This window comes from Streptomyces sp. NPDC002125, from assembly GCF_053593715.1.
This window is the reverse complement of sequence record NZ_JBSFDD010000008.1, coordinates 102,978-126,770: the sequence shown is the minus strand read 5'-3', so window position 1 is coordinate 126,770 and position 23,793 is coordinate 102,978. Positions and strand designations below refer to the sequence as shown.

At 72.6% G+C, this 23,793-nt stretch carries 15 protein-coding genes; 11 read left to right on the top strand and 4 right to left on the bottom strand.

Annotated elements, in window-relative coordinates:
* Positions 1-118 precede the first annotated feature (118 nt).
* A complete protein-coding gene (locus ACWCQM_RS16345) occupies positions 119-1,243 on the top strand; it encodes a GuaB3 family IMP dehydrogenase-related protein (RefSeq protein WP_069171118.1) in 1,125 nt (374 codons plus the stop codon).
* Positions 1,244-1,311: 68 nt separating this feature from the next.
* Here the strand turns inward: ACWCQM_RS16345 and ACWCQM_RS16340 are convergent, their stop codons facing one another.
* Positions 1,312-1,899, bottom strand: a complete 588-nt coding sequence (locus ACWCQM_RS16340; RefSeq protein ID WP_450915967.1) for a hypothetical protein — start codon at positions 1,897-1,899, stop codon at positions 1,312-1,314.
* Between the two features lie 113 nt (positions 1,900-2,012).
* Complete coding sequence (locus tag ACWCQM_RS16335) at positions 2,013-3,275, bottom strand: nucleotide sugar dehydrogenase (RefSeq protein WP_450915966.1); 1,263 nt, start codon at positions 3,273-3,275, stop codon at positions 2,013-2,015.
* Positions 3,276-3,533: 258 nt separating this feature from the next.
* Here ACWCQM_RS16335 and ACWCQM_RS16330 point away from each other — a divergent pair, with 258 nt between their 5' ends.
* The 6 genes from ACWCQM_RS16330 (at position 3,534) to ACWCQM_RS16305 (ending at position 16,464) form a co-directional block, all read left to right on the top strand.
* Positions 3,534-5,240 carry a glycerol-3-phosphate dehydrogenase/oxidase gene (locus ACWCQM_RS16330; RefSeq protein ID WP_450915965.1) on the top strand — a complete coding sequence of 569 codons (1,707 nt, stop codon included), beginning with the start codon at positions 3,534-3,536 and terminating at the stop codon, positions 5,238-5,240.
* A 405-nt stretch (positions 5,241-5,645) separates the two neighbouring features.
* On the top strand, positions 5,646-7,766 hold the full coding sequence (locus ACWCQM_RS16325; RefSeq protein ID WP_450915964.1) for a protein kinase domain-containing protein: 2,121 nt from the start codon (positions 5,646-5,648) through the stop codon (positions 7,764-7,766).
* Positions 7,767-7,976: 210 nt separating this feature from the next.
* Complete coding sequence (locus tag ACWCQM_RS16320) at positions 7,977-10,922, top strand: protein kinase (protein WP_450915963.1); 2,946 nt, start codon at positions 7,977-7,979, stop codon at positions 10,920-10,922.
* Positions 10,923-11,039: 117 nt separating this feature from the next.
* The gene (locus tag ACWCQM_RS16315; RefSeq protein ID WP_450915962.1) at positions 11,040-12,707 is read left to right on the top strand and encodes a protein kinase domain-containing protein; all 1,668 of its coding nucleotides are present in this window, start codon (positions 11,040-11,042) and stop codon (positions 12,705-12,707) included.
* Between the two features lie 227 nt (positions 12,708-12,934).
* Positions 12,935-14,572, top strand: coding sequence for a succinic semialdehyde dehydrogenase (locus tag ACWCQM_RS16310; RefSeq protein WP_450915961.1), 1,638 nt, complete (start codon positions 12,935-12,937; stop codon positions 14,570-14,572).
* A 53-nt stretch (positions 14,573-14,625) separates the two neighbouring features.
* Positions 14,626-16,464 carry a GMC oxidoreductase gene (locus tag ACWCQM_RS16305; protein ID WP_450915960.1) on the top strand — a complete coding sequence of 613 codons (1,839 nt, stop codon included), beginning with the start codon at positions 14,626-14,628 and terminating at the stop codon, positions 16,462-16,464.
* A 159-nt stretch (positions 16,465-16,623) separates the two neighbouring features.
* Here ACWCQM_RS16305 and ACWCQM_RS16300 read toward each other — a convergent pair whose 3' ends face one another.
* Entirely contained in the window at positions 16,624-17,724 is a 1,101-nt protein-coding gene (locus tag ACWCQM_RS16300) for an LAETG motif-containing sortase-dependent surface protein (RefSeq protein ID WP_450915959.1), read from the bottom strand.
* Positions 17,725-17,910: 186 nt separating this feature from the next.
* Here ACWCQM_RS16300 and ACWCQM_RS16295 point away from each other — a divergent pair, with 186 nt between their 5' ends.
* The gene (locus ACWCQM_RS16295) at positions 17,911-19,644 is read left to right on the top strand and encodes a peptidase (protein WP_450915958.1); all 1,734 of its coding nucleotides are present in this window, start codon (positions 17,911-17,913) and stop codon (positions 19,642-19,644) included.
* Between the two features lie 421 nt (positions 19,645-20,065).
* On the opposite strand, the gene ACWCQM_RS16290 is transcribed toward ACWCQM_RS16295, so the two are convergent.
* Entirely contained in the window at positions 20,066-20,368 is a 303-nt protein-coding gene (locus ACWCQM_RS16290) for a chorismate mutase (protein WP_450915957.1), read from the bottom strand.
* Between the two features lie 313 nt (positions 20,369-20,681).
* On the opposite strand from ACWCQM_RS16290, the gene guaA reads away from it, so the two are divergent.
* The 3 genes from guaA to ACWCQM_RS16275 all read left to right on the top strand — a co-directional run bounded on the left by guaA (position 20,682) and on the right by ACWCQM_RS16275 (position 23,790).
* Positions 20,682-22,268 carry a glutamine-hydrolyzing GMP synthase gene (guaA, locus tag ACWCQM_RS16285; RefSeq protein WP_450915956.1) on the top strand — a complete coding sequence of 529 codons (1,587 nt, stop codon included), beginning with the start codon at positions 20,682-20,684 and terminating at the stop codon, positions 22,266-22,268.
* A 116-nt stretch (positions 22,269-22,384) separates the two neighbouring features.
* Complete coding sequence (locus ACWCQM_RS16280; protein ID WP_450915955.1) at positions 22,385-22,993, top strand: Uma2 family endonuclease; 609 nt, start codon at positions 22,385-22,387, stop codon at positions 22,991-22,993.
* Between the two features lie 41 nt (positions 22,994-23,034).
* Entirely contained in the window at positions 23,035-23,790 is a 756-nt protein-coding gene (locus tag ACWCQM_RS16275) for an SAM-dependent methyltransferase (RefSeq protein ID WP_450915954.1), read from the top strand.
* Positions 23,791-23,793: the final 3 nt, after the last annotated feature.

Genomic DNA, 23,793 nt, shown 5'->3' with positions numbered 1-23,793 from the left:
CCCGGCCTGCACACGCATCCGAGCGGCTGAGGGGCGGACCCGGGTTCCCGGGACCGCCCCTCAGGTGTGCGTCGGGGATACTGGACAGCGCAGACGTAGAGGGAAAGGCCACACCATCGTGACTGAGATCGAGATCGGGCGCGGAAAGCGCGGCCGGCGGGCATACGCGTTCGACGACATCGCTGTCGTACCGAGCCGGCGCACCCGTGATCCGAAGGAGGTCTCGATCGCCTGGCAGATCGACGCCTACCGCTTCGAGCTTCCCTTCCTGGCCGCGCCCATGGACTCGGTGGTCTCCCCGCAGACCGCCATCCGCATCGGCGAGCTCGGCGGCCTCGGTGTCCTCAACCTCGAGGGGCTGTGGACCCGGCACGAGGACCCGCAGGCGCTCCTCGACGAGATCGCCGAGATGCCCGTGGAGACCGCCACCCCGCGGCTCCAGGAGATCTACTCCGCCCCCATCCAGGAGGAGCTGATCGGCCGGCGCATCAAGGAGGTGCGCGACTCCGGTGTCGTCACCGCCGCCGCGCTCTCGCCGCAGCGCACCGCCCAGTTCTCCAAGGCCGTCGTCGACGCCGGCGTAGACATCTTCGTCATCCGCGGTACGACGGTCTCCGCCGAGCACGTCTCGGGTGCGGCCGAGCCGCTCAACCTGAAGCAGTTCATCTACGAGCTGGACGTCCCGGTCATCGTCGGCGGCTGCGCCACGTACACCGCCGCCCTGCACCTGATGCGCACCGGCGCGGCCGGTGTCCTCGTCGGCTTCGGCGGCGGCGCCGCGCACACCACGCGCAACGTCTTCGGCATCCAGGTCCCGATGGCGACCGCGGTCGCCGATGTGGCCGGCGCGCGCCGTGACTACATGGACGAGTCCGGCGGCCGTTACGTCCACGTCATCGCGGACGGCGGCGTCGGCTGGTCCGGCGACCTGCCCAAGGCCATCGCCTGCGGCGCGGACGCCGTGATGATGGGCTCCCCGCTGGCCCGTGCCACGGACGCGCCCGGCCGCGGCCGGCACTGGGGCATGGAGGCCGTTCACGAGGACGTGCCGCGCGGCAAGCTGGTCGACCTCGGCTCCGTCGGCACGACGGAGGAGGTCCTCACCGGCCCCTCGCACACCCCCGACGGCTCGATGAACATCTTCGGCGCGCTGCGCCGGGCGATGGCCACCACGGGCTACAGCGACCTCAAGGAGTTCCAGCGCGTCGAGGTGACGGTGGCGGACTCGCAGCACCGCCGCTGACACCGCACGCACCACGCACCGCGGCCCGGACCATCGGATGGTCCGGGCCGCGGTGCGTGTGCGGGAGGTCAGCCGGCCTTGCGGGCTCCACCGAAGGCGGCGACGGGGCCGAGGAGCAGGAAGAGGTACGTCATGAAGTCGGCCTCCTGCTTCCAGACGTCCACGAGGTCGCCGAAGTGGTCGAAGAAGACCTCGGAGAAGCCGACGCCCAGACCGTCGGCGAGGATCATCGACATGCCGATCAGCTGGCCGAGGAACACGGCGACCAGGGAGAAGACGGCACTGGCGCCGAGCACGGCCGGGCTGGGGCCGGAGACCTTGCTCGCCACGAAGCCGACCAGGAAGCCCACGCCGACGGCCGCGTAGCCGACCTCGCGCTCGATGGAGCCCGCGAGGACGCCGTAGAGGATCGCGGCGACGACCGCGGCGCCCAGGGCGACCAGCACGCCGAGGCCCACGTTGCCGCCGGCCGGGCGCGGGGCGGGCGGGAAGGAGCCGCCGCCGAACTGGCCGGGCTGCTGGCCCTGCTGGCCCGCGAACGGGTTGCCCGTGGGGGCCGGAGGCTGCTGGCCGGCGTACGGGTTGGGCTGCTGGGCGGCGTACGGATTGCCGCCGCCGGGCTGCTGCGGGTTCGGCGGCTGCACGGGCTGGCTCATGGTGGTGTTCCCCCTGGGACGGTGCGCACGGCTGTGCGAGAAGTGACGCCGCAGGCTAGCAGCCCGCGCCGACACGGCCCACCGGAATCCGGCGGGCACCGCCCGGGGCCGCGCTACAGCCGGTGGGCGGCGCCCGCGGGGGTCGCGCCCCGGGTGTCCAGGAGGAGCTGGGCCTTCACCGCGAGGCCCTGGAGGTCGTACGTCCGGTGGTGCTGCAGAAGCACCGTCAGGTCGGCCCCGGCGGCGGCCTCGTACAGCGAGTCGGCGCGCGGCACCGGCAGGTCGCGCACGCGCCAGTCCAGGACGTGCGGGTCGTGGTAGCCGATCTGGGCGCCCATATCCATCAGCCGGGTGGCGATCTCACGGGCGGGGGACGCCTCCTGGTCGGCGAGGTCCGGCTTGTAGGTGACCCCGAGCAGCAGGACCCTGGCCCCCCGCACGGACTTGCCGTGCTCGTTGAGCAGGGTCGCGCAGCGCTGGATGACGTAGCTGGGCATCCGGTCGTTGATCTCCTTGGCGAGCGAGACCATGCGCAACGGGTGGCCGGGCGTACGGCTGTTGTACGGGAAGTAGCCGGGGTCCACCGGAGCTCCGTGGCCGCCGACACCGGGCCCGGGACGGAAGGGCTCGAAGCCGAACGGCTTGGTCTCGGCGCACCTGATGACGTCCCAGAGGTCCACCCCGAGATCGTGGCAGAGCACCGCCATCTCGTTGACCAGCGCGATGTTGACGTGCCGGAAGTTGGTTTCGAGGACCTTCGTCATCTCCGCCTCGCGCGGGCCCCGGGCCCGTACGACCTTGTCCGTGAGCCGCCCGTAGAAGGCCGCGGCCGACTCGGTGCACGCGGGGGTGAGGCCGCCGATGACCTTGGGGGTGTTGCCGTAGACGTGGGTGCGGTTGCCGGGGTCGAGGCGGCCGGGGGAGTGGGCGAGGTGGAAGTCGCGTCCGGCGCGGAGCCCGGAGCCCTCCTCCAGCAGGGGGCGTACGACGTTCTCGGTGGTGCCGGGCGGCACGGCCGATTCGACCAGGACGGTGGTGTGCGGCCGCAGCCTCGCGGCGAGGGCCCGGGCCGAGTCGGTGACGGCGCCGAGGTCGAGGGTACGGTCCGGCCCCAGCGGGGTGGGGGCGCAGATCGCGGCGGTGCGGACCCGGCCCAGCTCGGCGGGATCGGCGGTGGGCCGGAAACCTCCCGCGACCATCCTGCGGATGTCGGAGGCGCTGAGAGATCCCTCGACCGGCGTACGGCCCGCGGAGAGCTCGGCGAAGGGGCGTGGATCGGTGTCGTAGCCGACGGTCTGGATTCCCGCGCCGACGGCTGCTTGGGCGAGGGGCAGGCCGAGGTGACCGAGTCCGATGACAGCAAGGTCTGCCGGCATGTGGGCCGTCCTTTCCCTAAGACCAAGAAGGCAGAAAGCGCAACTGCTGGGGACAGCGCAATGTCAGACTAGGCGTAAATATGACCTATATGTCGCATTCTGTGACTCTTGTAGGGCGGGTGTTGTCCACAGGCAGTGGCTGAAGTCGTGGACCGCGGACAGAATCGAGTGGTGGGCACGGGCGCCCGGCCGCTTGGCCGGCCCCGCTCCCGTGCCGTACCACCCACCCCGATGCACCGGGATTACCGGGAGGCAGCAGTGAGGACAGCGACACTGGGACCCGCGGAGCGCACCGAGGCGCTGGCCGCGATGGCCGAGCGCGAACTGGACGTGCTGGTCGTGGGAGCGGGCGTGGTCGGCGCCGGGACCGCGCTGGACGCGGCCACCAGAGGACTCTCCACCGGGCTCGTCGAGGCGCGCGACTGGGCCTCGGGGACGTCCAGCAGGTCCAGCAAGCTGATCCACGGCGGGCTGCGCTATCTGGAGATGCTGGACTTCGCGCTCGTGCGGGAGGCGCTGAAGGAGCGGGGGCTGCTGCTGGAGCGGCTGGCTCCGCACCTCGTCAAGCCCGTCCCCTTCCTCTATCCGCTGCAGCACAAGGGGTGGGAGCGGCTGTACGCCGGCTCGGGCGTCGCGCTGTACGACGCGATGTCGGTGTCCTCGGGCCACGGCCGGGGCCTGCCCGTGCACCGGCACCTCTCCCGCCGCCACGCCCTGCGGGTCGCCCCCGCCCTGAAGAAGGACGCCCTGGTGGGCGCCCTCCAGTACTACGACGCCCAGATGGACGACGCGCGCTATGTGGCGACCCTGGTGCGCACGGCCGCGGGGTACGGCGCCCAGGTGGCGAACCGCGCGCGGGTGACCGGCTTCCTGCGGGAGGGCGAGCGGGTCGTCGGGGCGCGGATGCAGGACGTCGAGGGGGGCGGGGAGTACGAGGTCAGGGCCAAGCAGGTGGTCAACGCGACCGGGGTGTGGACGGACGACACCCAGGCGCTGATCGGCGAGCGCGGGCAGTTCCACGTGCGGGCGTCGAAGGGCATCCACCTCGTCGTGCCCAAGGACCGCATCCACTCCTCGACCGGGCTCATCCTGCGGACCGAGAAGTCCGTGCTCTTCGTGATCCCGTGGGGGCGGCACTGGATCATCGGCACGACGGACACCGACTGGGATCTCGACAAGGCCCATCCGGCCGCCTCCAGCGCGGACATCGACTATCTGCTCGAACACGTCAACTCGGTGCTGAACACCCCGCTGGGCAGGGACGACGTCGAGGGCGTCTACGCCGGACTGCGGCCCCTGCTGGCCGGGGAGTCGGACGCCACCAGCAAGCTCTCGCGCGAGCACACGGTGGCCCATCCGGCACCGGGGCTCGTCGTCGTCGCGGGAGGGAAGTACACGACGTACCGGGTGATGGCGAAGGACGCGGTGGACGAGGCGGTGCACGCCCTGGACCAGCGGGTGGCCGACTGCGTCACGGAGGACATCCCGCTGCTGGGCGCCGAGGGCTACCGCGCCCTGTGGAACGCCCGCGCAAGGATCGCCGCCAGGACCGGGCTGCACGTGGTCCGGGTGGAGCATCTGCTCAACAGGTACGGCTCGATGACGGAGGAACTCCTCGATCTCGTCCAGGGCGACCCCTCGCTGGGCGAGCCGCTTGCCGGGGCCGAGGACTATCTCCGCGCCGAAGTCGTCTACGCCGCCTCGCACGAGGGCGCCCGCCACCTCGACGACGTCCTGACGCGGCGTACCCGCATCTCCATCGAGACCTTCGACCGCGGCACCCGCTGCGCCCGCGAGTGCGCGGACCTGATGGCTCCGGTGCTCGGCTGGGACACGGACCAGGTCGAGCGGGAGGTGGAGCACTACCGCAAGCGGGTGGAGGCGGAGCGGGAGTCGCAGCGGCAGCCGGACGACCTCACGGCGGACGCGGCACGGCTGGGGGCGCCGGACATCGTGCCGATCTGAGCACCCGCCGGGCCACGGTGGTGCGGGGCGGACGCCCGCCTTGTACGGGCTGTCCCGTCAGGGGTGTTGGGGAGAGGGGAGCGAGGGCTGAGCCCGTCGTGGCGCGTTGCCGCGGGGCCCTCCGGCGTGACTGCGGGGCGGCTGGCGGGGCGCGGCTCTCGACGGCGGGCGGGGGAGGCAGGACGATGCCGGGAGCGGGATGTGGTTCGCTGGGGCGGGCCCGCGCTTCACCGCGCGGGCGGAGCCGGAGCGTACGGGTGGCGGAAAGCGCCCTGGACATCGGCGCGGCGGGGGGCCGTTCCCCCGGGCCGTGTCATGGCCGTCCCCGGACCCGGCACCATGACCGGTCCCGGGGTGAGGGACAATGGACGCTCTGCCAGGGCGGGTTGATCGCAGAGGGGACGCATGTCGGAGGCGGAGCAGGCGCAGGAGCCCCAACGGGACAAGGACGGACGTCTCCTCGCGGGGCGGTACCGCCTTGGGGAGGTGCTCGGCCGGGGCGGCATGGGCACGGTCTGGCGTGCCGCCGACGAGACGCTGGGGCGTACGGTCGCGGTCAAGGAACTCCGGTTCCCGTCCTCCATCGACGAGGACGAGAAGCGGCGTCTGATCACGCGGACCCTGCGCGAGGCGAAGGCCATCGCGAGGATCCGCAACACCAGCGCGGTGACGGTCTACGACGTGGTCGACGAGGACGACCGGCCGTGGATCGTCATGGAACTCATCGAGGGCAAGTCGCTCGCCGAGGTGATCCGCGAGGACGGAACGCTGACACCGAGGCGCGCGGCGGAGGTCGGACTCGCCATCCTCGACGTGCTGCGCTCGGCGCACCGCGAGGGCATCCTCCACCGCGACGTGAAGCCGTCCAACGTGCTGATCTCCGAGGACGGCCGCGTCGTCCTGACCGACTTCGGGATCGCCCAGGTCGAGGGCGACCCCTCCGTCACCTCGACGGGCATGCTCGTCGGCGCCCCCTCCTACATCTCGCCCGAGCGCGCACGCGGGCACAAGCCGGGCCCGCCCGCCGACCTCTGGTCGCTCGGCGGGCTGCTGTACGCGAGCGTCGAGGGCCGCCCGCCGTACGACAAGGGCTCGGCCATCGCCACCCTGACCGCCGTGATGACGGAGCCGGTCGAACCGCCGGTCCACGCGGGCCCGCTGGAAGAGGTCATCTACGGCCTGCTGGCCAGGGACCCCGACCAGCGCCTCGACGACGCCGGTGCTCGGGTCCTGCTCAACGCGGTGATCAACGCCCCGGACAAGCCCGTCCCGCCCCCCGCCGACGCCACCCAGGTCATGGCGCTGCCCACGGTCGACGACTCACCGGGCGGCAGGAGCGGCACGTCCGGCCGGAGCGATGCGAGGAACGGCAAGAAGGCGGCCGGCACCGCTGCGGCTGCCGGTCTCGCCGCCTCCGCGGCCGGCACGGCACATGGCGCGGGCGACCCGGCCGCAGGCGGTTCCGCACCAGGGGCCCCGGCCTCCGGTTCCGCCCCCGCGTCCGCGGGGCCGGGCGCCGTTGGAGCCGCGGCCGGCGGTGCCGGTGCGGTCTCCGGCGCCGTCTCCGGTGCGGTGGACAGCACCCGGGAACGGCTGCGCGGCGCGCTGCGGTCCGTGCGCAACGCGAAGACCCCGGCGGCAGGCGCGGCGGCAGCGCCGTCGCAGGCGCCGGGCTCCAGGACGGCCACCGCCTCGGCCTCCGGGCCCGCCGCACCGTCGCGCCCCGCGGGGGAGCCCGCCAGGACCACCGCGTCGATCACCGATGTCGTGCCGCGCCGCACGCTGGCCGTCATCGCGGGTGTGGTCGTGCTGGCCGTGCTCGGCACGGTCCTCGCGCTCACCCTCGGCGACGACAGCGCGGGCGACGAGGGCGGCGGGGCCAAGGACGGCACCACGGCATCGGCCGGCACGACGGCCGGGGGTGACGCCGCGGCGGACACCGGCGGCTCGGGCAAGGGCGAGGACAGCGGGACGGAGAAGGGCGGCGAGACCGGCCAGGGCAAGGGCGAGGCGAGCACCGAGCCCTCGGCATCGGCGGCCGAGTCCGGCGAACCGGACCCCGACGCGCTTCCCGCCGGGTTCAGAACCGTCACGAACAAGCAGTTCCACTTCTCCGTCGCGATGCCGGAGAAGTTCAGGTTCGACGCCATAGCGGGCCGGAACTCGGGCGCGATCTACAACGCCGACGGCGGCTTCCCTCGCATCCAGATCGACTACAACGCCTCCCCGAAGGACGACGCGGCAGCCGCCTGGGCGGGTGCTGTCGCGGCCACCAGGAGTCTGAGCAGCGGCTACAAGCACATCGGGATACGGAAGGTCGAGTACAACGGCTATCCGACCGTCGCTGACTGGGAGTTCACACGCGTCCAGCAGGGTACGAGGGTCAGGGTCCTCAACCGGGGCTTCAAGGCCGACGCCACCCACGGCTACTCGATCATGATCAGCTGCAAGGCGGACGAGTGGGACGGCGACGAGTGCCGGACCCTGCGTGAGACGGCGTTCGCCACCTTCGGGCCCACCGACTGAGCCGCACGGGGCCCGGAAGGGGCCGGGTCGTGGACGGGTTGTGGCCGGGTTGTGGTGACCCGGCCGCGCGGCCGGGACTTGCCACGTATTGTGAGAGGCCGAGGACCGTACGCAGCCGCAATGATGGGTCAATTGCACGATAAGTGACCGCAATTGATGGATTCATGCGGTCTTCATGACCGGGGGAACAGCGCGCTCTGGGGAGGCGTCGTGGACGACTACGCGGGTCGGGTGCTTGCCGACCGCTACCGCCTTCCGCTGCCCCCGTCCGATGCGTACGAACTGGTCGAGACCCGGGCGTTCGACACATACAGCGGGCAGGAAGTCCTCGTCCGGCAGGTGCCGTTGCCGGAGGTCGTGGACGCGGAGGTGCTCGACGCCGACGGGCTGCCCTCGGCGTCCAGGCGGGCTTCCGGACGTACGGTGCGCAGGTCCACGGACCCCGCCGTCCGCCGGGCGATCGAGGCGGCGCAGGCGGCGGCCCAGGTGCCCGACCATCCGCGCCTGGACCAGGTCTTCGACGTGTTCGCCGAGGCGGGATCGCTCTGGATAGTGAGCGAACTGGTCGCCGCCCGGCCGCTCGCCGCGCTCCTCGCCGAGCGCCCGCTCAACCCCTACCGCGCCGCCGAGATCGGCTCCGACGTGCTCACGGCGCTGCGGGTCCTGCACGCGCACGGCTGGACGCACCGCAACATCACGGTCCGCACGGTGCTGGTCTGCGACGACGGCCGGGTCGTGCTGACCGGGCTCGCGGCGGGGGCCGCAGAGGAAGCGCTGTGCGGCTATGTCCCCGTACCGCAGCCGGACGACGAGAACGCCTACGGGCCGCCCGCGGTGGAGTCGGGCCCCACCGGTCCGTACGAGCCGCCGGCCGTGGAGCCGGGCCCCGCCGGTCCGTACGCCGTGGAGCCCGGCCCGGCCGAGACGTTCGAGCTGCCCGCCGCCGAGCCGGAGCCCGCGCCGGAACCGCCGTCCGGGCAGGACGCGTTCCATGGTCCGCCGTCCGGGCAGGACGCGTTCCGCGTGCCGCCGTCCGGGCAGGACGCGTTCCGCGTGCCGCCGTCCGGGCACGAGTCGTTCCGCGCGCCTGGCGCCCCGCCCGCCCAGGACGGCCCCGGCGTGCCCGACGCCCTGCCCGCACCCAGGGCGTCCACCGACGGAGTGCCGGCCCCCGGGACCCGCGCCGAGGTGGAGCTGTCGCCCCCGGCGGCGCTTCCCGTGGCGCAGCCCGGAGCGAGCAGCGCCGCGCAGCTGCGCGCCGCCAGGGCCGGGGCCATCGCTGCCTACCGGGCGGGAGCCCGCGCAGCCGCCCGCGCGGGCGAGGACCGCAAGCGCGCGGAAGCGGATCACGGGCGCGAGGCGGGTACGTCCGCCCCGGAGCAGGAGCAGGAGCAGGAGCACGAAACGGGCACGGGCGAGCGGGAGGAGCCCGCCGCTCCGCCCGTCCCGGGCCCCCCGCAGCTGACCGGCGCCTGGGGCCGCCCCGCCGAGGGCCCGCATCCCTACGGCTACGACGACGAGGATGACGAGGACGACGACGAGGACCCGGGCGGCCCGCCGCCTCCCCGCCGCGTCCACCTCGCGGGCACCTGGGGCGACGGCCCCGGCTCCGGCCGCCCCGTGCCCGCCGGTGGCTCCGGCGGCCCCGGCCGCTCCGGTGAGGACGCGCTGCGCGCCGATGCCCAGCGCCTCGGCAGCGGTTCCGTGGAGCGCGGGGACCGGCTGCCGCAGCCCGTCCCGGCAGGCCGGCCCGCGGGCGGATGGGACGAGGTCGTCGCGGGAAGGGGCACCACGCCCGCCTACCGCGGCCCCGCCACCCCCCTCGCCGCCGAACGCGCCCGGCAGGCACGTATCGCCGTCGTCGGCGCCGTCACCGAGCGGTGGGCGCCGGAGCAGGCGGGCCCGGTCCACGACAACTGGCAGCTGGCCCCGCCCATAGGCCCCTCCACCGACCTGTGGGCGCTCGGCGCCCTGCTCTACCGCGCGGTGCAGGGCCATGCCCCGTATCCCGAGGAGAACGCCGCCGAGCTCGTCCAGATGGTCTGCGGCGAGCCGCCCGCCTTCGCGGAGGAGTGCGGCCCGCTGCGCCCCGTCGTCGAGTCGCTGCTGCGCCAGGATCCGACCGAGCGCCCCGACTTCGAGGAGCTGCGCGGCTGGCTGCGCTCCCTCGTGCGCTCGGCCCCCGAGCCCGAGGCGGGCACCGACCTCGTCGAGATGCCGCCCGCCGACGCCACCCGTCTGCCGATCGTGCGCCGCCGTGGCGAGCTCGTGCGCCGCCGCCGGGGACGCGGCGCCGCGCACGGCCGGCACCGGCAGGGGAAGCCGCAGCGGCAGGAGACGCGCCAGGAGCGGCGCCAGGAGAAGCGGCAGGCGTACGAGAAGCCGCCGCGCGCACCCCGCGAGCCCAAGGGCCCCAAGGTCCTGCGCGAGCCGGCACCCGGCCGCAGGGCGCCTCGGCGGCTCGGCAGGCTGCTGCTGGTGCTCATCCTGCTGGCGATGGCAGCGGCGATCACCTACGCCGTGATGTTCATGCCCAAGGCGGATTCGGGGACGGGAGCCGGAGCGGCGCCCGCGGACTCCGCGGCACCCGCGGACCAGCAGCCCGGCGACAGCGCGTCCACCGGGGCGTCGCCGTCCTCGAAGGCGCCGGAGTCCTCGGGCTCGACCCAGAAACCGCAGACCAGCCGTTCCGCGGTCGCCCTCCCGGCGGGCTACAAGCTGCGCAAGGACGCGGAGGGCTTCGAGATCGGTGTGCCCGAGGACTGGCAGCGCAGCCCGGCCAACGCGGACCGCCAGATCCGCTACGGCAGCGACGGGTTCAGCGTGCTGGTCGTGCCCGGACGGGACACCGTCAAGGCACACGGCAACGACCCGCTGGACTACCAGCGGACCGGTGAGCCCGAGCTGAAGCCCTTCCGGGAGTCCAGCTGGGCCACCTCCACGGGCGTCCGCCGCATCGACGTCGGCAAACAGGCCATGGCCGAGGGGCAGTTCACCTGGCAGGAGAGCGGTGGCCGTCAGGTGTACGTCCGCAACCTGGTGATGATCGTGGACGGCAGGTACCACATCGTGCAGGTCATCGGTCCGGAGAACGAGCGGGACAAGGTCTCCGACATCTACGAACAGGCCATCTCCTCGTACAGGGTGGGCTCCTGACGGGACGGCGGCTGTGCGCGACAAGCATCACAGTGCGGTCTCGTGAGCGGTGCGAGGTTACGTCGCGCCGCCTCCCGTCCGTAACCTGTCGTCCCAAGGAACGGGGCGGGGACACACGTGGACAACGGGCAGGGAACGGACGCGGGAATCGTACTGGCCGGGCGGTACCGGCTGGGTGACGTCCTGGGCCGGGGCGGCATGGGCAAGGTGTGGCGCGCCCATGACGAAGTGCTGCACCGGACCGTCGCCGTCAAGGAGTTGACCGCGGGACTGTACGCCGCCGAGGCGGACCGGGCCGTGCTCCACGCCCGTACGCAGAAGGAGGCACGGGCGGCGGCGCGCATCACGCACCCCGGGGTCGTCACCGTCCATGACGTCATCGAGTACGACAACCGGCCCTGGATCGTCATGCAGTACGTCGACGGGCCCTCGCTCGCCGACGCCACGAAGGAGTCCGGCGAGATCGAGCCCCGTGAGGCCGCCAGGATCGGGCTCCATGTGCTGGGCGCCCTGCGCGCCGCCCACGGCGCCGGGGTGCTGCACCGCGATGTGAAGCCGGGCAACGTGCTGCTCGCCCGTGACGGGCAGGTGCTGCTGACCGACTTCGGGATCGCCGCCATCGAGGGTGACTCCACCATCACCAGGACGGGCGAACTGGTCGGCTCCATCGACTATCTGGCGCCCGAGCGGGTACGCGGCGGCGACCCCGGCCCCGCTTCCGACCTCTGGTCGCTGGGCGCCACGCTCTACACGGCGGTCGAGGGCAGCTCGCCCTTCCGCCGGACCTCACCCATCTCCACCATGCAGGCCGTCGTCACCGAGGAGCCGCCCCCGCCGCAGCGCGGCGGCGCGCTGGCGCCCGTGATCACCGCGCTGCTGCGCAAGGCCCCCGAGGACCGCCCGACGGCCGAAGAGGCCGAGCGCATGCTGCTGGACGCGATGGAGGGGCGCAGGCCCCGGGCAGCGCAGGCGCACGTGCCGACGCAGCGGATCTCCGACGAGGACCTGCGCGCCCTCTCCACCCCGGAGGCTTCGACGGCCAGGCTCGCTCAGCCGCCGCCCGCGCCCCCGTACACCTCCGTGTCCACGGCCCGGCGCGGGGGGAACCGGTGGCGCACCGTCCTGCTGGTGGTCGTCGTGGCCGCGCTGATCGGCGCGGGGGGCGGGCTCGTCGCGATGAAGTACGGGGACAACGGCGTGAGCACGGCCGGTGGCGCGGAGGACCGGGTCACCGACGGCCCGGCGCCCTCCCCTTCCTCCTCCGCGGACCCGTCGAAGGGCCAGGAGCCCTCGGAATCGGGCGAACCGGTGGCCTCCACGGAGATACCCGACGGCTGGAGCCGGGTCCAGGACCCCGAGGGCTTCAGCCTCCTCGTGCCCGACGGCTGGGTGCGGCAGACGGAGAACGGCCAGATCGACTACACCCCGGACGGCGGAGCGCACCGTATCCGGATCAGCCTCGACCCGGAGCCCGACTTCGACAGCGCGTACGCGCACACCCAGAGCCTTGAGAGGGACCTGTCCGTACGCCTGCCGGGCTACGAACGCCTCTCCATGGAACGGAACGTCTTCCGCGACCGCCCCGGCTCCCTCTGGGAGTTCACCTGGGTGGAGTCCAAGGACCATCCGGGCCAGCGCTACGGCATCGACCAGATGTACTTCGCCGAGGAGGGCGGCCCCGAGTACGCGCTCTACATGACGGGGCCCGAGGAGGACTGGGACGAGAGCCTGGAGCGCTTCGAGACGATGCTGCGCAGCTGGCAGCCGCCCCGGAGCGCGGGCTGAGCGCCCCTGCGGCGCGGCTCCGTCCGTACGGGGCGCGCGGGTGTCCGAAGATTCACGATTCCTGACGTCCGAGGCCCGGATGCGTGGCGCATCACTCCTGATCAGCGGATATGCCGCCAGTGATCACTGGCTGTATGGCCGGACGGGGGACGCGTCTCCGGCGGGGTCTGTGAAAACCTGTTACCCACGGGTACCCAAAGTGGGCGGCTGGACATACTCTCGCCCTCATGACGGACTCGCAGGCCTCCACGAACACCTCCGCCGCCCCCGGCACCCGCGTCGGCACCAACCCGGTGGCCGCGGCCCCCGCGGGCGCGCGCACCGCAGCCGACGTGGTGACGCCCGAGGTGGTCGCCCAGCTGACCCGTGACGTCGTCGGCTCGGGCCGCACGGCCAACCACAGCCCCTTCACCGGGGAGAAGCTGGCCGACCTGCCCGAGTCCACCCCCGAGGACGTCGACACCGCCTTCGACCGGGCCCGTGCCGCCCAGCCCGTCTGGGCCGCGACCCCCGTCCGGGCCAGGGCCGCCGTGCTGCTCCGCTTCCACGACCTGGTGCTCCAGCGCCAGTCCGAGGTCCTCGACCTCATCCAGCTGGAGACCGGCAAGGCCAGGCTGCACGCCCACGAGGAGGTGCAGGCCGTCGCCGTCGCTGCCCGCCACTACGGGCGCAAGGCCGTCTCCTATCTGAAGCCGAAGCGGCACACCGGGGTCGTCCCGACCCTCACCAAGGTCACCGAACTGCGCCAGCCGCGCGGGGTCATCGGCCAGATCGCCCCCTGGAACTACCCGCTCGAACTCTCCGTCGGCGACGCGCTGCCCGCCTTCGTCTCCGGCAACGCCGTCGTGATGAAGCCGGACACGGAGACCGCGCTCACCGCGCTGTGGGCCCGTGACCTGCTGATCGAGGCAGGGCTGCCCGCCGAGGTCTTCCAGGTCGTCCTGGGCGAGGGCCCCGTCGTCGGCCCCGCGGTCGTCAGCCGCGCCGACTACGTCTCCTTCACCGGCTCCACCCGCACCGGCCGCGAGGTCGCGCAGGGCGCCGCCGCCCGGCTGGTCGGGGTGTCCCTCGAACTCGGCGGGAAGAACGCCATGCTCGTCCTGGAGGACGCCGACGTGGAGAAGGCCGCCGCGGGCGCCGTCCGCGCCTGCTTCTCCTCCGCCGGACAGCTCTGCATCTCCATCGAGCGGCTCTATGTCCACGAGTCCGTCGCCGACGACTTCGTGGAGCGCTTCGCCGCCCGTACGAAGGCCATGCGGCTCGGCAACTCCCTCGCCTACGGGGCCGACATGGGCTCCCTCGTCGGCGAGCGGCAGCTGGAGACCGTCAGCCGGCATGTCGCCGAGGCCGTCGAGAAGGGCGCCACGCTCGTCGCGGGCGGTGTCGCCCGTCCCGACATCGGCCCGCTCTTCTACGAGCCGACCATCCTGGACGGCGTCGAGGCACCCATGGCGGTGTGCGGCGAGGAGACCTTCGGACCCGTCGTCTCCATCTACCGCTTCAGCGACGACGACGAGGCGGTCTCCCTCGCCAACGCCACCCCGTACGGCCTCAACTCCAGTGTCTGGACGAAGAACTCGGGACGCGGCCACCGCGTCGCCGCGCGGCTGCGGACCGGCACCGTCAACATCAACGAGGGCTACGCACCCGCGTACGGCAGCGTCCAGTCGCCCATGGGCGGCATGAAGGACTCCGGTCTCGGCCGGAGGCACGGCTCCGAGGGCATCCTCAAGTACACCGAGGCGCAGACGGTCGCCCAGCAGCGGCTGATCCCCCTCGCGCCGGCCTTCGGGATGGACGACGAGAAGTACGCGGCCTTCATGAGCCGCAGCCTCAAGGCGATGAAGGCCTTCCGGCTGCGCTGAGCACCACCTCAGCGCCCCGCCCCCTACCTGCCCTTTTCGTACCGAGGAGAGCCATGTCCCAGGACAGCCCTGCCCAGAATCAGGCCGTACCTGCCCCTCCGGCGACGGACGGCGACGCGTACGACTACGACGTCCTCGTCGTCGGATCGGGCTTCGGCGGCGCGGTCACGGCCCTGCGGCTGAGCGAGAAGGGATACCGGGTCGGCGTCCTGGAGGCGGGACGGCGGTTCACGCGGGAGACGCTCCCCAAGAACTCCTGGGACATCAAGAACTATCTCTGGGCTCCCGCCCTCGGCCTGTTCGGCATCCAGCGCGTGCATCTGCTGGGCAAGGTGATGGTGCTGGCGGGAGCCGGGGTCGGCGGAGGCTCCCTCAACTACGCCAACACGCTGTACGTGCCGCCCGCGCCGTTCTTCGAGGACAGCCAGTGGGCCGGGATCACCGACTGGAAGGCCGAGCTCGCGCCGTACTACGACCAGGCGAAGAGGATGCTCGGGGTGCGGCTCAACCCGACCGTGACCCCGGCGGACGTCCACCTCAAGGCCGTCGCCGAGTCCATGGGCGTCGGCGACAGCTTCCACCTCGCACCGGTCGGCGTGTTCTTCGGCGACGGCCAGGACGCCGACGGGACGGCGCTGACGAAGCCCGGGGGAGAGGCCGCCGACCCCTACTTCGGCGGCGCGGGCCCCGCCCGCAAGGCCTGTTCCCAGTGCGGCGAATGCATGACGGGCTGCCGTCACGGCGCGAAGAACACGCTCAACGAGAACTACCTGTACCTCGCCGAGAAGGCCGGCGCCGTCATCCACCCGATGACCTCCGTCGTCGCGGTCACCGAGGACGGGGACGGCGGCCACCGCGTGTCGACCGTGCCGACGAACCGGCGGCGCAAGGCGGCACCGTCCGTGCTGCGGGCCCGGAAGGTCGTCATCGCGGCGGGGACGTACGGCACGCAGACCCTGCTGCACACGATGAAGGACGAAGGGCTGCTGCCCGGACTCTCGCCCCGGCTCGGGGAGCTGACCCGCACCAACTCCGAGGGCCTGGTGGGCGCGCAGACCAGCGACCGCCGCTACCGCAAGAAACACGGCACCGCCAAGGCCGACTTCACCCAGGGCGTCGCGATCACCTCGTCGATCCACCCCGACGAGAACACCCACATCGAGCCGGTGCGATACGGCAAGGGCTCCAACGCGATGGGCGCGCTGACCATCCTCCAGGTGCCCTACAGCACGCACCGGGTGCTGAGCTGGTTCGGCAACGTGGCCAGGCACCCGTGGCTCACCATGCGCTCCCTGTCCAACCGGCGCTGGTCGGAGCGGACCATCATCGGCCTCGTCATGCAGTCGCTGGACAACTCGCTGACCGCGTACCGCAAGCCCGGCGGCGTCGGCAAGGGTCTGCTCACCGCCCGGCAGGGCCACGGCTCGCCCAACCCGACCCAGATAGCCGAGGCCACCCAGGGCGCGACGCTGCTCGCCCAGGAGATCAACGGCTTCGCGGGCTCGAACATCGGGGAGCTGATGGGCACCCCGCTCACCGCGCACTTCCTGGGCGGCTGTCCGATTGGAGCGGGCCCGGACGAGGGGGTTATCGACCCGTACCACCGGCTGTACGGACACCCCGGCATCTCCGTGGTCGACGGCTCCGCGGTCTCCGCCAACCTCGGCGTCAACCCGTCTCTGACCATCACGGCGCAGGCGGAGCGGGCGATGTCCTTCTGGCCCAACAAGGGCGAGGAGGACCCGCGCCCGGCGCAGGACGCGGCCTACGAAAGGCTGGCCGCCGTGGCGCCCAAGGCACCCGCGGTGCCGCAGGAGGCGTTCGGCGCGCTGAAGCTGCCGTTCCTGGGAATGCCGACGGTCCCGCCGAGGAAGGCCGCCTCCGAGGCCTGAGCGACCGGGGCGCCGGTACGGACGAGGCCGCGACGGGGCGCCCTTACGGACCGGGGTGCCCGTGGATACGGACGTCGCGACCGGGCCGTCCGTACGAACGCCAAGGGGCTGCACCCCCCTCCGAGTGCAGCCCCTTCACGTACCTACCGGTGACACGCCTTACGCGGCGGCGTCACCGTTCCTGCGGCGCCGCACGATGAACATCGCGCCGGCACCCAGAACCACGGCCGCGCCGCCCGCGAGGGCGAACACCGGGGTGCTGGAGGACGAACCGGTCTCGGCGAGGCTGCCGGTCACCTGGGCGGTGTCGCCGGTCGGCGGGGTGGTGGGGACGGGGACCTTGCCGCCCTCCTGGGGCTTCGTGCCGTCCTCGCCGCCGGCCTTCACGATCTGGAACTTGTAGGCGACGTCCGTGAAGCACGGAACGGCCTCGAGCTCCTCGCCGAAGACGAGCCCGCCGCCGAGGCTGAAGCCGGCCCCGATCGGGGCGCTCGCCTCGACCTTGAGGCGCAGGTCGATGTCGACCTCGTAGCCCGGCTTGATCTCGTCCGTCTCGCCGACGTAACCGGACGAGGTGCCCAGCTCGTCCAGGTCCTCCCAGGTGCCGTCGTTGAGCGCCTGGAGGCGGACCTGCTTGGAGGTGAAGAGCTGCTCGCCCGCCTTGTCGGCGGCGGCGCCCGCGAAGAACGCCACGTTCTTCACGGTCTTGTCGGAGTCGTTGTAGACGTTGAAGGTGAAGCGGTCCCAGCCGCTGCCCCGGGCGATCTTGCCGGAGAGGCCGTTGATGGAGAGCTCCAGGGGCTGGGGCTCGCACTCGCCGAGGTCCTCGCCCTCCTCCTCGTCGTCGGTCTCGGACGGGGTGGGCGTCGGGGTCGGGGAGGCGGTCTCCGACTCGGTCTCGGTCGGGGTCGGGGACGCCGTCTCCGTCTCCGTCTCGGTCGGGGTCGGGGACGCGGTCTCCGTCTCCTCGGCCGTCTCCGTGGCCTCCGGCGTCACCGTCGGGGACGCCGTCTCCGACTCGGTCTCGGTCGGAGTGGGCGAGACGGTCTCGGTCGTGGTGGTCTCGGTGTCGGCGAACGCGGCCGGCGCCGAGAGCAGCACGACCGGGCCTATGACGGCGGTGGCGGCAGCGAGTGCCAGGGTGCGGCGGAGCTTCATAGGGGGCCTCAGCAGGTCCGTGGTACCGCGCTGGCTGCGGTACGGCCGAAAGATGAGCGGATCTCCGTTGTGGGGTACGGACGAGCCGGTGGTGTTCGCCATGCATGACCTGTGAACCGGGGCAACGGTTGTCCCACGTTTCACACAATCCTTATGTGGCGCTCGCCACATCCGCCCGCCGTGCCCAATCCGTGATCGTGACCGGCGCAACTCTTCGCGCCGCTGTGCGGTCGAACCCGTACCGAGTCACAGCAGTCACACAGCTCCGTCGATCCCCAGAGGTTCGCGATGACACGCCTTTCCCCGAGAACCGCGCCGCTCCGTACGGCATGCGGGCTCGCCGCCGCCGGGCTGCTGGCCGCCGGCTCGCTCGCCGTCGGCACCCCGGCACGGGCGGACGGTCCCGTCCTCACGATCGGCGGCCCCGCGGACACGGCCCTGCACCCGTATCCGGAGAGCGGCTCCCCGCGGAAGACCTCGCTCGGCCTCACCGTCAGCAACCCGGACGGCGACGAGGAGGGCGCCGGCCACGAGGGCGCGGTGACGTACACCGTCGACCTCAGCGGCGTCGCGGGCGTCGCCGACGTCTCCGTCGCCGAGGACACCGGCGCGGAGTGCGCGATCACGGGTGCCACCGCCGTCTGCCACGACAACGGCGTCCGCCCCGGGCTCAGCGGCATCGCGGACCTCGACCTCACCGCCGCCGAGGGCAGCGCGGACGGCGCGTCGGGCATGATCCGGGTGACCGGCGAGTCGGAGGGGGCCACCTTGGCCCCCTTCACCACGAAGGTCACCGTCGGCGGACCCGACCTGGTCATGAAGCGGATCGCCTTCGAGGGGGAGATGAGGCCCGGCGACGTACAGCCGGCCCCGGTCACCTTCGGCAACCAGGGGACGACGGCCGCCGACGGTGTCCTGCTGACCCTGATGTACACCCGCGGCCTGGAGATACCCGAGCGGTACGCCAACTGCGCGTACGACGACGAGGCGGGGGAGGAGCCCCAGGACGGCTTCGCCTGGTCCACCGCCCTCTGCTCCGTCGAGGGCTCCTTCGAACCGGGCGCCACCTACACGCTCGCGGTGCCGCTCTCGGTCGAGGCCACCGAGCGCGCGTACTACGACACGTTCCTCTACCGCATCCAGGAGGGCGGCGCCGCGCAGCGCCCGGCGCAACGGGCAGGAGCGCCCTTCACCCGGGGCACGGGCCCGGAGCTCACCCTGCAGAAGGTCACCTCCGCCGCCCGGGGCCTGGACCTGGAGCCGGGGGACAACCAGCAGGAGGCCGACTTCCGCACGGAGAACACGGCCGGCTTCAGGGCGTACGGAGCCGAGGCCGAAGGCGCCGAGGGCGAGACCGTGACGGCCGAGGTCGGCTTCCGCAACGAGGGCCCCGCCTGGATCGGCAACCTCCGCTCCGGCGAGCCCGTGGCCACGCTCGACGTCACCGTGCCCGAGGGCGCGGTGGTCACCGGAAAGCCGGTCTCCTGCCGGGGCGTGACGGCGGCCGGCGGCCACCGCGAGGAACAGCTCGGCGCGCCTCGCTACCTCTGCGACTCGTCGATGACCGTGCGGGACGGCGCGGACATCGCGCTCCCCTTCGAGCTGAGGATCGAGGAGTCCGTCCCGGACGCCTCGGGCGTCGTCACCGTCCGGAGCACCCGGCCCGGCGACCCGGCCCTGCCCTTCGACCCCGACGGCTCCGACAACACCGCCCGGCTCGTGCTCAACGCGGCGGACCCCGGCTCCGAGAGCGACGGCGGTACGTCGGACGGAGCCACCGGCGGCACTCAGGGCGCGGCGGGCGGTCCGGGCTCCCCGTCCTCCGGCACCGCGGGCGCCGCGTCCGCGTCGGGCCCGGACGCCATGGGTACGACGGGCACGTCCGGCTCCGCGTCGACGGACACCGGGGGCCTCGCCTCCACGGGGTCGGCCGCGCTGACGGTCGCGGGGGCCGCGGTGATCGCCCTGGCCGCCGGATGCGTGCTGTACGCGACGACCAGGCGCCGCGCCGAGCGGGTCTGACGCCCGCGATACGAAGTCCGAGGGCGGCCGGTCCCGGGCGTCCCCGGGGCCGGCCGCACATGGGTGACCGGGCTGCTGTCCCCTGCCGACCGGTCACACGCGCCGGAACGCGGTCCCACGACGTACCAGCGGCACGCCACACGTCCCGGCGGAGCCACGCGTGGATTCCTGCCGATGCTGCCGCCCCTGGCTGGCGCGGACACCTGGACCAACGAAGCCCTCGGGCGCCCGGTCACGCACCGTACGGGTGAGACCGGGCCCGAACGCGGGTGCGCCCGTGCACCCTCCCGCACGCGGCACCCGGCCGGGCGCTTCTCCCGTACGTGTGTGACACCCGGCCGCCGCGCTTCCCGCCCGTACGTCGCACCCGGCCGTGGTTCCCGCCCGTAGGTCACACCCGGCCGTGCTCCCCGCCCGTACGTCACACCCGGCCGCGCGACAGCTCCAGCAGCGTCATGGCGAGTGCCGTGCCCGGCCTGCCCAGCGCGTCGCTGTAGTGGGCGAGCACGTCCATCTCCCGGGAGAGGTTCACCCGGCGGCCGCCGGACGTGATCCTCGCCTCCTGGATGACCGCCGATACGGCCATCCGTTCCTGGACGAGGCCGATGATCCGGTCGTCCAGTGCGTCGATCCGGCCCCGCGCGTCACCGATCAGGGAGGCGGCCTCGTCGGTGTGCGCGCCGGTCCGCTCGGCGGCGGTCTTCGTGGGTGCGGTGCTGGTCATCCGTGACTCCTGGGGGCTTGCGGGCCCCGGAGCGACAGGTCCGGAACGCCAGAACGCCCCGAGCCTGTCGGCCCGGGGCGCCTGGAACGTTGCTTGTCAGTTGCTCAAGCAGCACGACCATGGCAGCCGGCGGGCCGGGTGCCATAGGTAAAGACGAAGGTCGTGTGCTGACGCATGGGGGCAAGTATGGACCCCGCCCCCGTGCCCGGTCCACGCCGGGCCCGGATGGTGAGACGGGAGCCCGGCGGGGCGTCGCTCCACGGCCGGTAGAATTGGGAGGACCGACCCCTCTTCACCGCCGGAAGGCCGCCCCGTGCCAGCAGCACCCCCCGCCGCCGCCGACATCACCACCGACGTGGTCCTCGTCGTCGACTTCGGCGCCCAGTACGCCCAGCTCATCGCCCGCCGCGTCCGTGAGGCCCGGGTCTACAGCGAGATCGTCCCGTCCACGATGCCGGTGGCCGAGATGCTGGCCAAGAACCCCCGGGCGATCATCCTCTCCGGCGGCCCGTCCTCGGTGTACGCGGACGGCGCGCCCAGCATCGACCGTTCGCTGTTCGAGGCCGGTGTCCCGGTCTTCGGCATGTGCTACGGCTTCCAGCTGATGGCGACCACCCTCGGCGGCACGGTCGACGACAACGGCGCACGCGAGTACGGCCGCACCCCGCTCGCCGTCTCCAAGGCGGGCTCCACCCTCTTCGAGGGCACGCCCACCGAGCAGCCGGTCTGGATGTCGCACGGCGACGCCTGCTCCGCCGCCCCCGAGGGATTCACCGTCACCGCCTCCACGGACGTCGTGCCGGTCGCCGCCTTCGAGAACGACGAGAAGAAGCTCTACGGCGTCCAGTACCACCCGGAGGTCATGCACTCGACCTACGGCCAGCAGGTCCTGGAGCACTTCCTCTACCGGGGCGCGGGCATCGAGCCGACCTGGACGACCACCAACGTCGTCGAGGAGCAGGTCGCCCTCATCCGCGAGCAGGTCGGCGACAAGCGCGCCATCTGCGGTCTCTCCGGCGGCGTGGACTCCGCGGTCGCCGCGGCCCTCGTGCAGAAGGCCATCGGTTCCCAGCTCACCTGCGTGTACGTCGACCACGGTCTGATGCGCAAGGGCGAGACCGAGCAGGTCGAGAAGGACTTCGTCGCCGCGACCGGCGCGAAGCTGGTCGTCGTCGACGCGGAGAAGCGCTTCCTCGACGCCCTGGCGGGTGTGTCCGACCCGGAGCAGAAGCGGAAGATCATCGGCCGCGAGTTCATCCGCGTCTTCGAGCAGGCGCAGCTGGAGATCCTCCAGGAGGAGGGCCCCGAGGTCGCCTTCCTCGTGCAGGGCACCCTCTACCCGGACGTCGTCGAGTCCGGCGGCGGCACCGGCACCGCCAACATCAAGTCCCACCACAACGTGGGCGGCCTCCCCGACGACATCGAGTTCGAGCTCGTCGAGCCGCTGCGCCAGCTGTTCAAGGACGAGGTCCGGATGGTCGGCCAGGAGCTCGGCCTGCCGGAGGAGATCGTCCAGCGCCAGCCGTTCCCCGGCCCCGGCCTCGGCATCCGCATCGTCGGCGACGTCACCAAGGAGCGGCTCGACCTGCTCCGCGAGGCCGACGCCATCGCCCGCGAGGAGCTGACCGCCGCCGGCCTGGACCGCGACATCTGGCAGTGCCCCGTGGTCCTGCTCGCGGACGTCCGCAGCGTCGGCGTCCAGGGCGACGGCCGCACCTACGGCCACCCGATCGTGCTGCGCCCGGTCTCCTCCGAGGACGCCATGACGGCCGACTGGTCGCGTCTGCCGTACGAGACGCTGGCGAAGATCTCGACCCGCATCACCAACGAGGTCGCCGACGTCAACCGCGTGGTGCTCGACGTGACGAGCAAGCCGCCGGGGACGATCGAGTGGGAGTGACCCCCGCCCCCTGAGGTCAATGCCGATGCCGTCGCTCATTTGTTTGGGCGGCGGCATCGTCGTATCCACTGGGTACGCTGAGTGAAGAGACGAGACTTCGGCGTATGGGAGTAATCATGAGCGCCGCACCCGAGCCCAGGCTCGAGCAGCAGCAGCCGTACCGGTGGCCCGTCCCGCCGGAAGGCGGCTGGACCGCGGACGACCTCGACCGAATTCCGGGCCTCCCGCCCCACACCGAGCTGATCGACGGGAGTCTCGTCTTCATGAGTCCGCAGACCGCCTTTCACGGGCGTGCCATGCGTCTGTTCGAGAACGCGCTTCTGGACCAGGCGCCGGCTCACCTGGACGTGTTGCGCGAGATGACGATCAAGCTGGACGAGAAGAACAGGCCCGAGTCGGACGTGCTCGTGTTCCCCGTCGAGGCGAACACGGGCCACCGCCAGACCTGGTTCCGGCCCGAGGACATCGTGCTGGCAGTCGAGGTGGTCTCGGACGACTCGGTGGAACGCGATCGCGACGTCAAGCCCCGGAAGTACGCCGCCGCCGGCGTACGGCACTTCTGGCGGGTGGAAGCGGACGACGAAGGCATGCCCATCGTGTACGTCTACGAAATCGATCCAGCGTTGGAGGTCTACGTACCCACCGGCATCCACCGTGACAAGCTCACGCTGACCGTCCCGTTCCCGCTGGACATCGACCTGACGGCGATCAACCGGCGGCGATAAAGGCATGGCCCGCCGCGCAGCCGCCGTGCCAAGCTGCCCGGATGTCCGACGACGAAGTCCGCGCCCTCATGTCCGCCCCCGGGAACGACCGCCTCACCTGGAACACCCCGCTGTCCGAGGAGCACGCCGCCGCGCTGATCGCGGCCTGCGCGCCCGCCCCGGGCGCGCGCATCGCCGACTTCGGCAGTGGCTGGGGCGAGCTGCTGATGCGGCTCGTCGAAGCGGCGCCGGACGCCACCGGGGACGGCATCGAGACCGACCCGGAAGCCGTCGCCCGCGGCCTGCGGCTCGCGGAGGAGCGGGGGCTCACCGGCCGGGTCCGCTTCCACGAGACCCCGGCCACCGAACACACGGGGGACGGCTACGACCTCGCCGTCTGCATCGGTTCCTCGCACGCCTGGCCCGGCGGAACCCCTGACGCGCTGAATGCCCTGCGGGCAGCGGTGCGGCCCGGTGGGCGGGTGCTGTTCGGGGACGGCTTCTGGGAGCGCGAACCCTCGCCCGCCGCGCTGGAGGGACTGGGCGCCGTGCCCGAGGACTTCGGCTCGCTGCTGGAGCTGATCCGGCAGGCGGAGGCGGCGGGTTTCAGGGCGCTCCAGGTCACCGTGGCCGACCAGCGTGAGTGGGACCTCTTCGAGTCGGCCGCCAACATCGGCCGGGGCGAGCGCTGGGCCCTGGCCCACCCGGAGCATCCGCTGCACCCCGCGGTGACCGAGGCCGTCGACGACCGCCGCACCGGCTACTACGGCGGATACCGGGGGACGCTGGGCCTCGCCTACCTCGTACTCGCCGGCTGACAA

Coding starts and splice junctions, on each gene's coding strand:
- ACWCQM_RS16340 (WP_450915967.1), bottom strand. CDS start 1,899: ATGAGCCAGCCCGTGCAGCCGCCGAACCCGCAGCAGCCCGGCGGCGGC.
- ACWCQM_RS16335 (WP_450915966.1), bottom strand. CDS start 3,275: ATGCCGGCAGACCTTGCTGTCATCGGACTCGGTCACCTCGGCCTGCCC.
- ACWCQM_RS16325 (WP_450915964.1), top strand. CDS start 5,646: ATGTCGGAGGCGGAGCAGGCGCAGGAGCCCCAACGGGACAAGGACGGA.
- ACWCQM_RS16310 (WP_450915961.1), top strand. CDS start 12,935: ATGACGGACTCGCAGGCCTCCACGAACACCTCCGCCGCCCCCGGCACC.
- ACWCQM_RS16305 (WP_450915960.1), top strand. CDS start 14,626: ATGTCCCAGGACAGCCCTGCCCAGAATCAGGCCGTACCTGCCCCTCCG.
- ACWCQM_RS16300 (WP_450915959.1), bottom strand. CDS start 17,724: ATGGCGAACACCACCGGCTCGTCCGTACCCCACAACGGAGATCCGCTC.
- ACWCQM_RS16295 (WP_450915958.1), top strand. CDS start 17,911: ATGACACGCCTTTCCCCGAGAACCGCGCCGCTCCGTACGGCATGCGGG.
- ACWCQM_RS16290 (WP_450915957.1), bottom strand. CDS start 20,368: ATGACCAGCACCGCACCCACGAAGACCGCCGCCGAGCGGACCGGCGCG.
- ACWCQM_RS16280 (WP_450915955.1), top strand. CDS start 22,385: ATGAGCGCCGCACCCGAGCCCAGGCTCGAGCAGCAGCAGCCGTACCGG.
- ACWCQM_RS16275 (WP_450915954.1), top strand. CDS start 23,035: ATGTCCGACGACGAAGTCCGCGCCCTCATGTCCGCCCCCGGGAACGAC.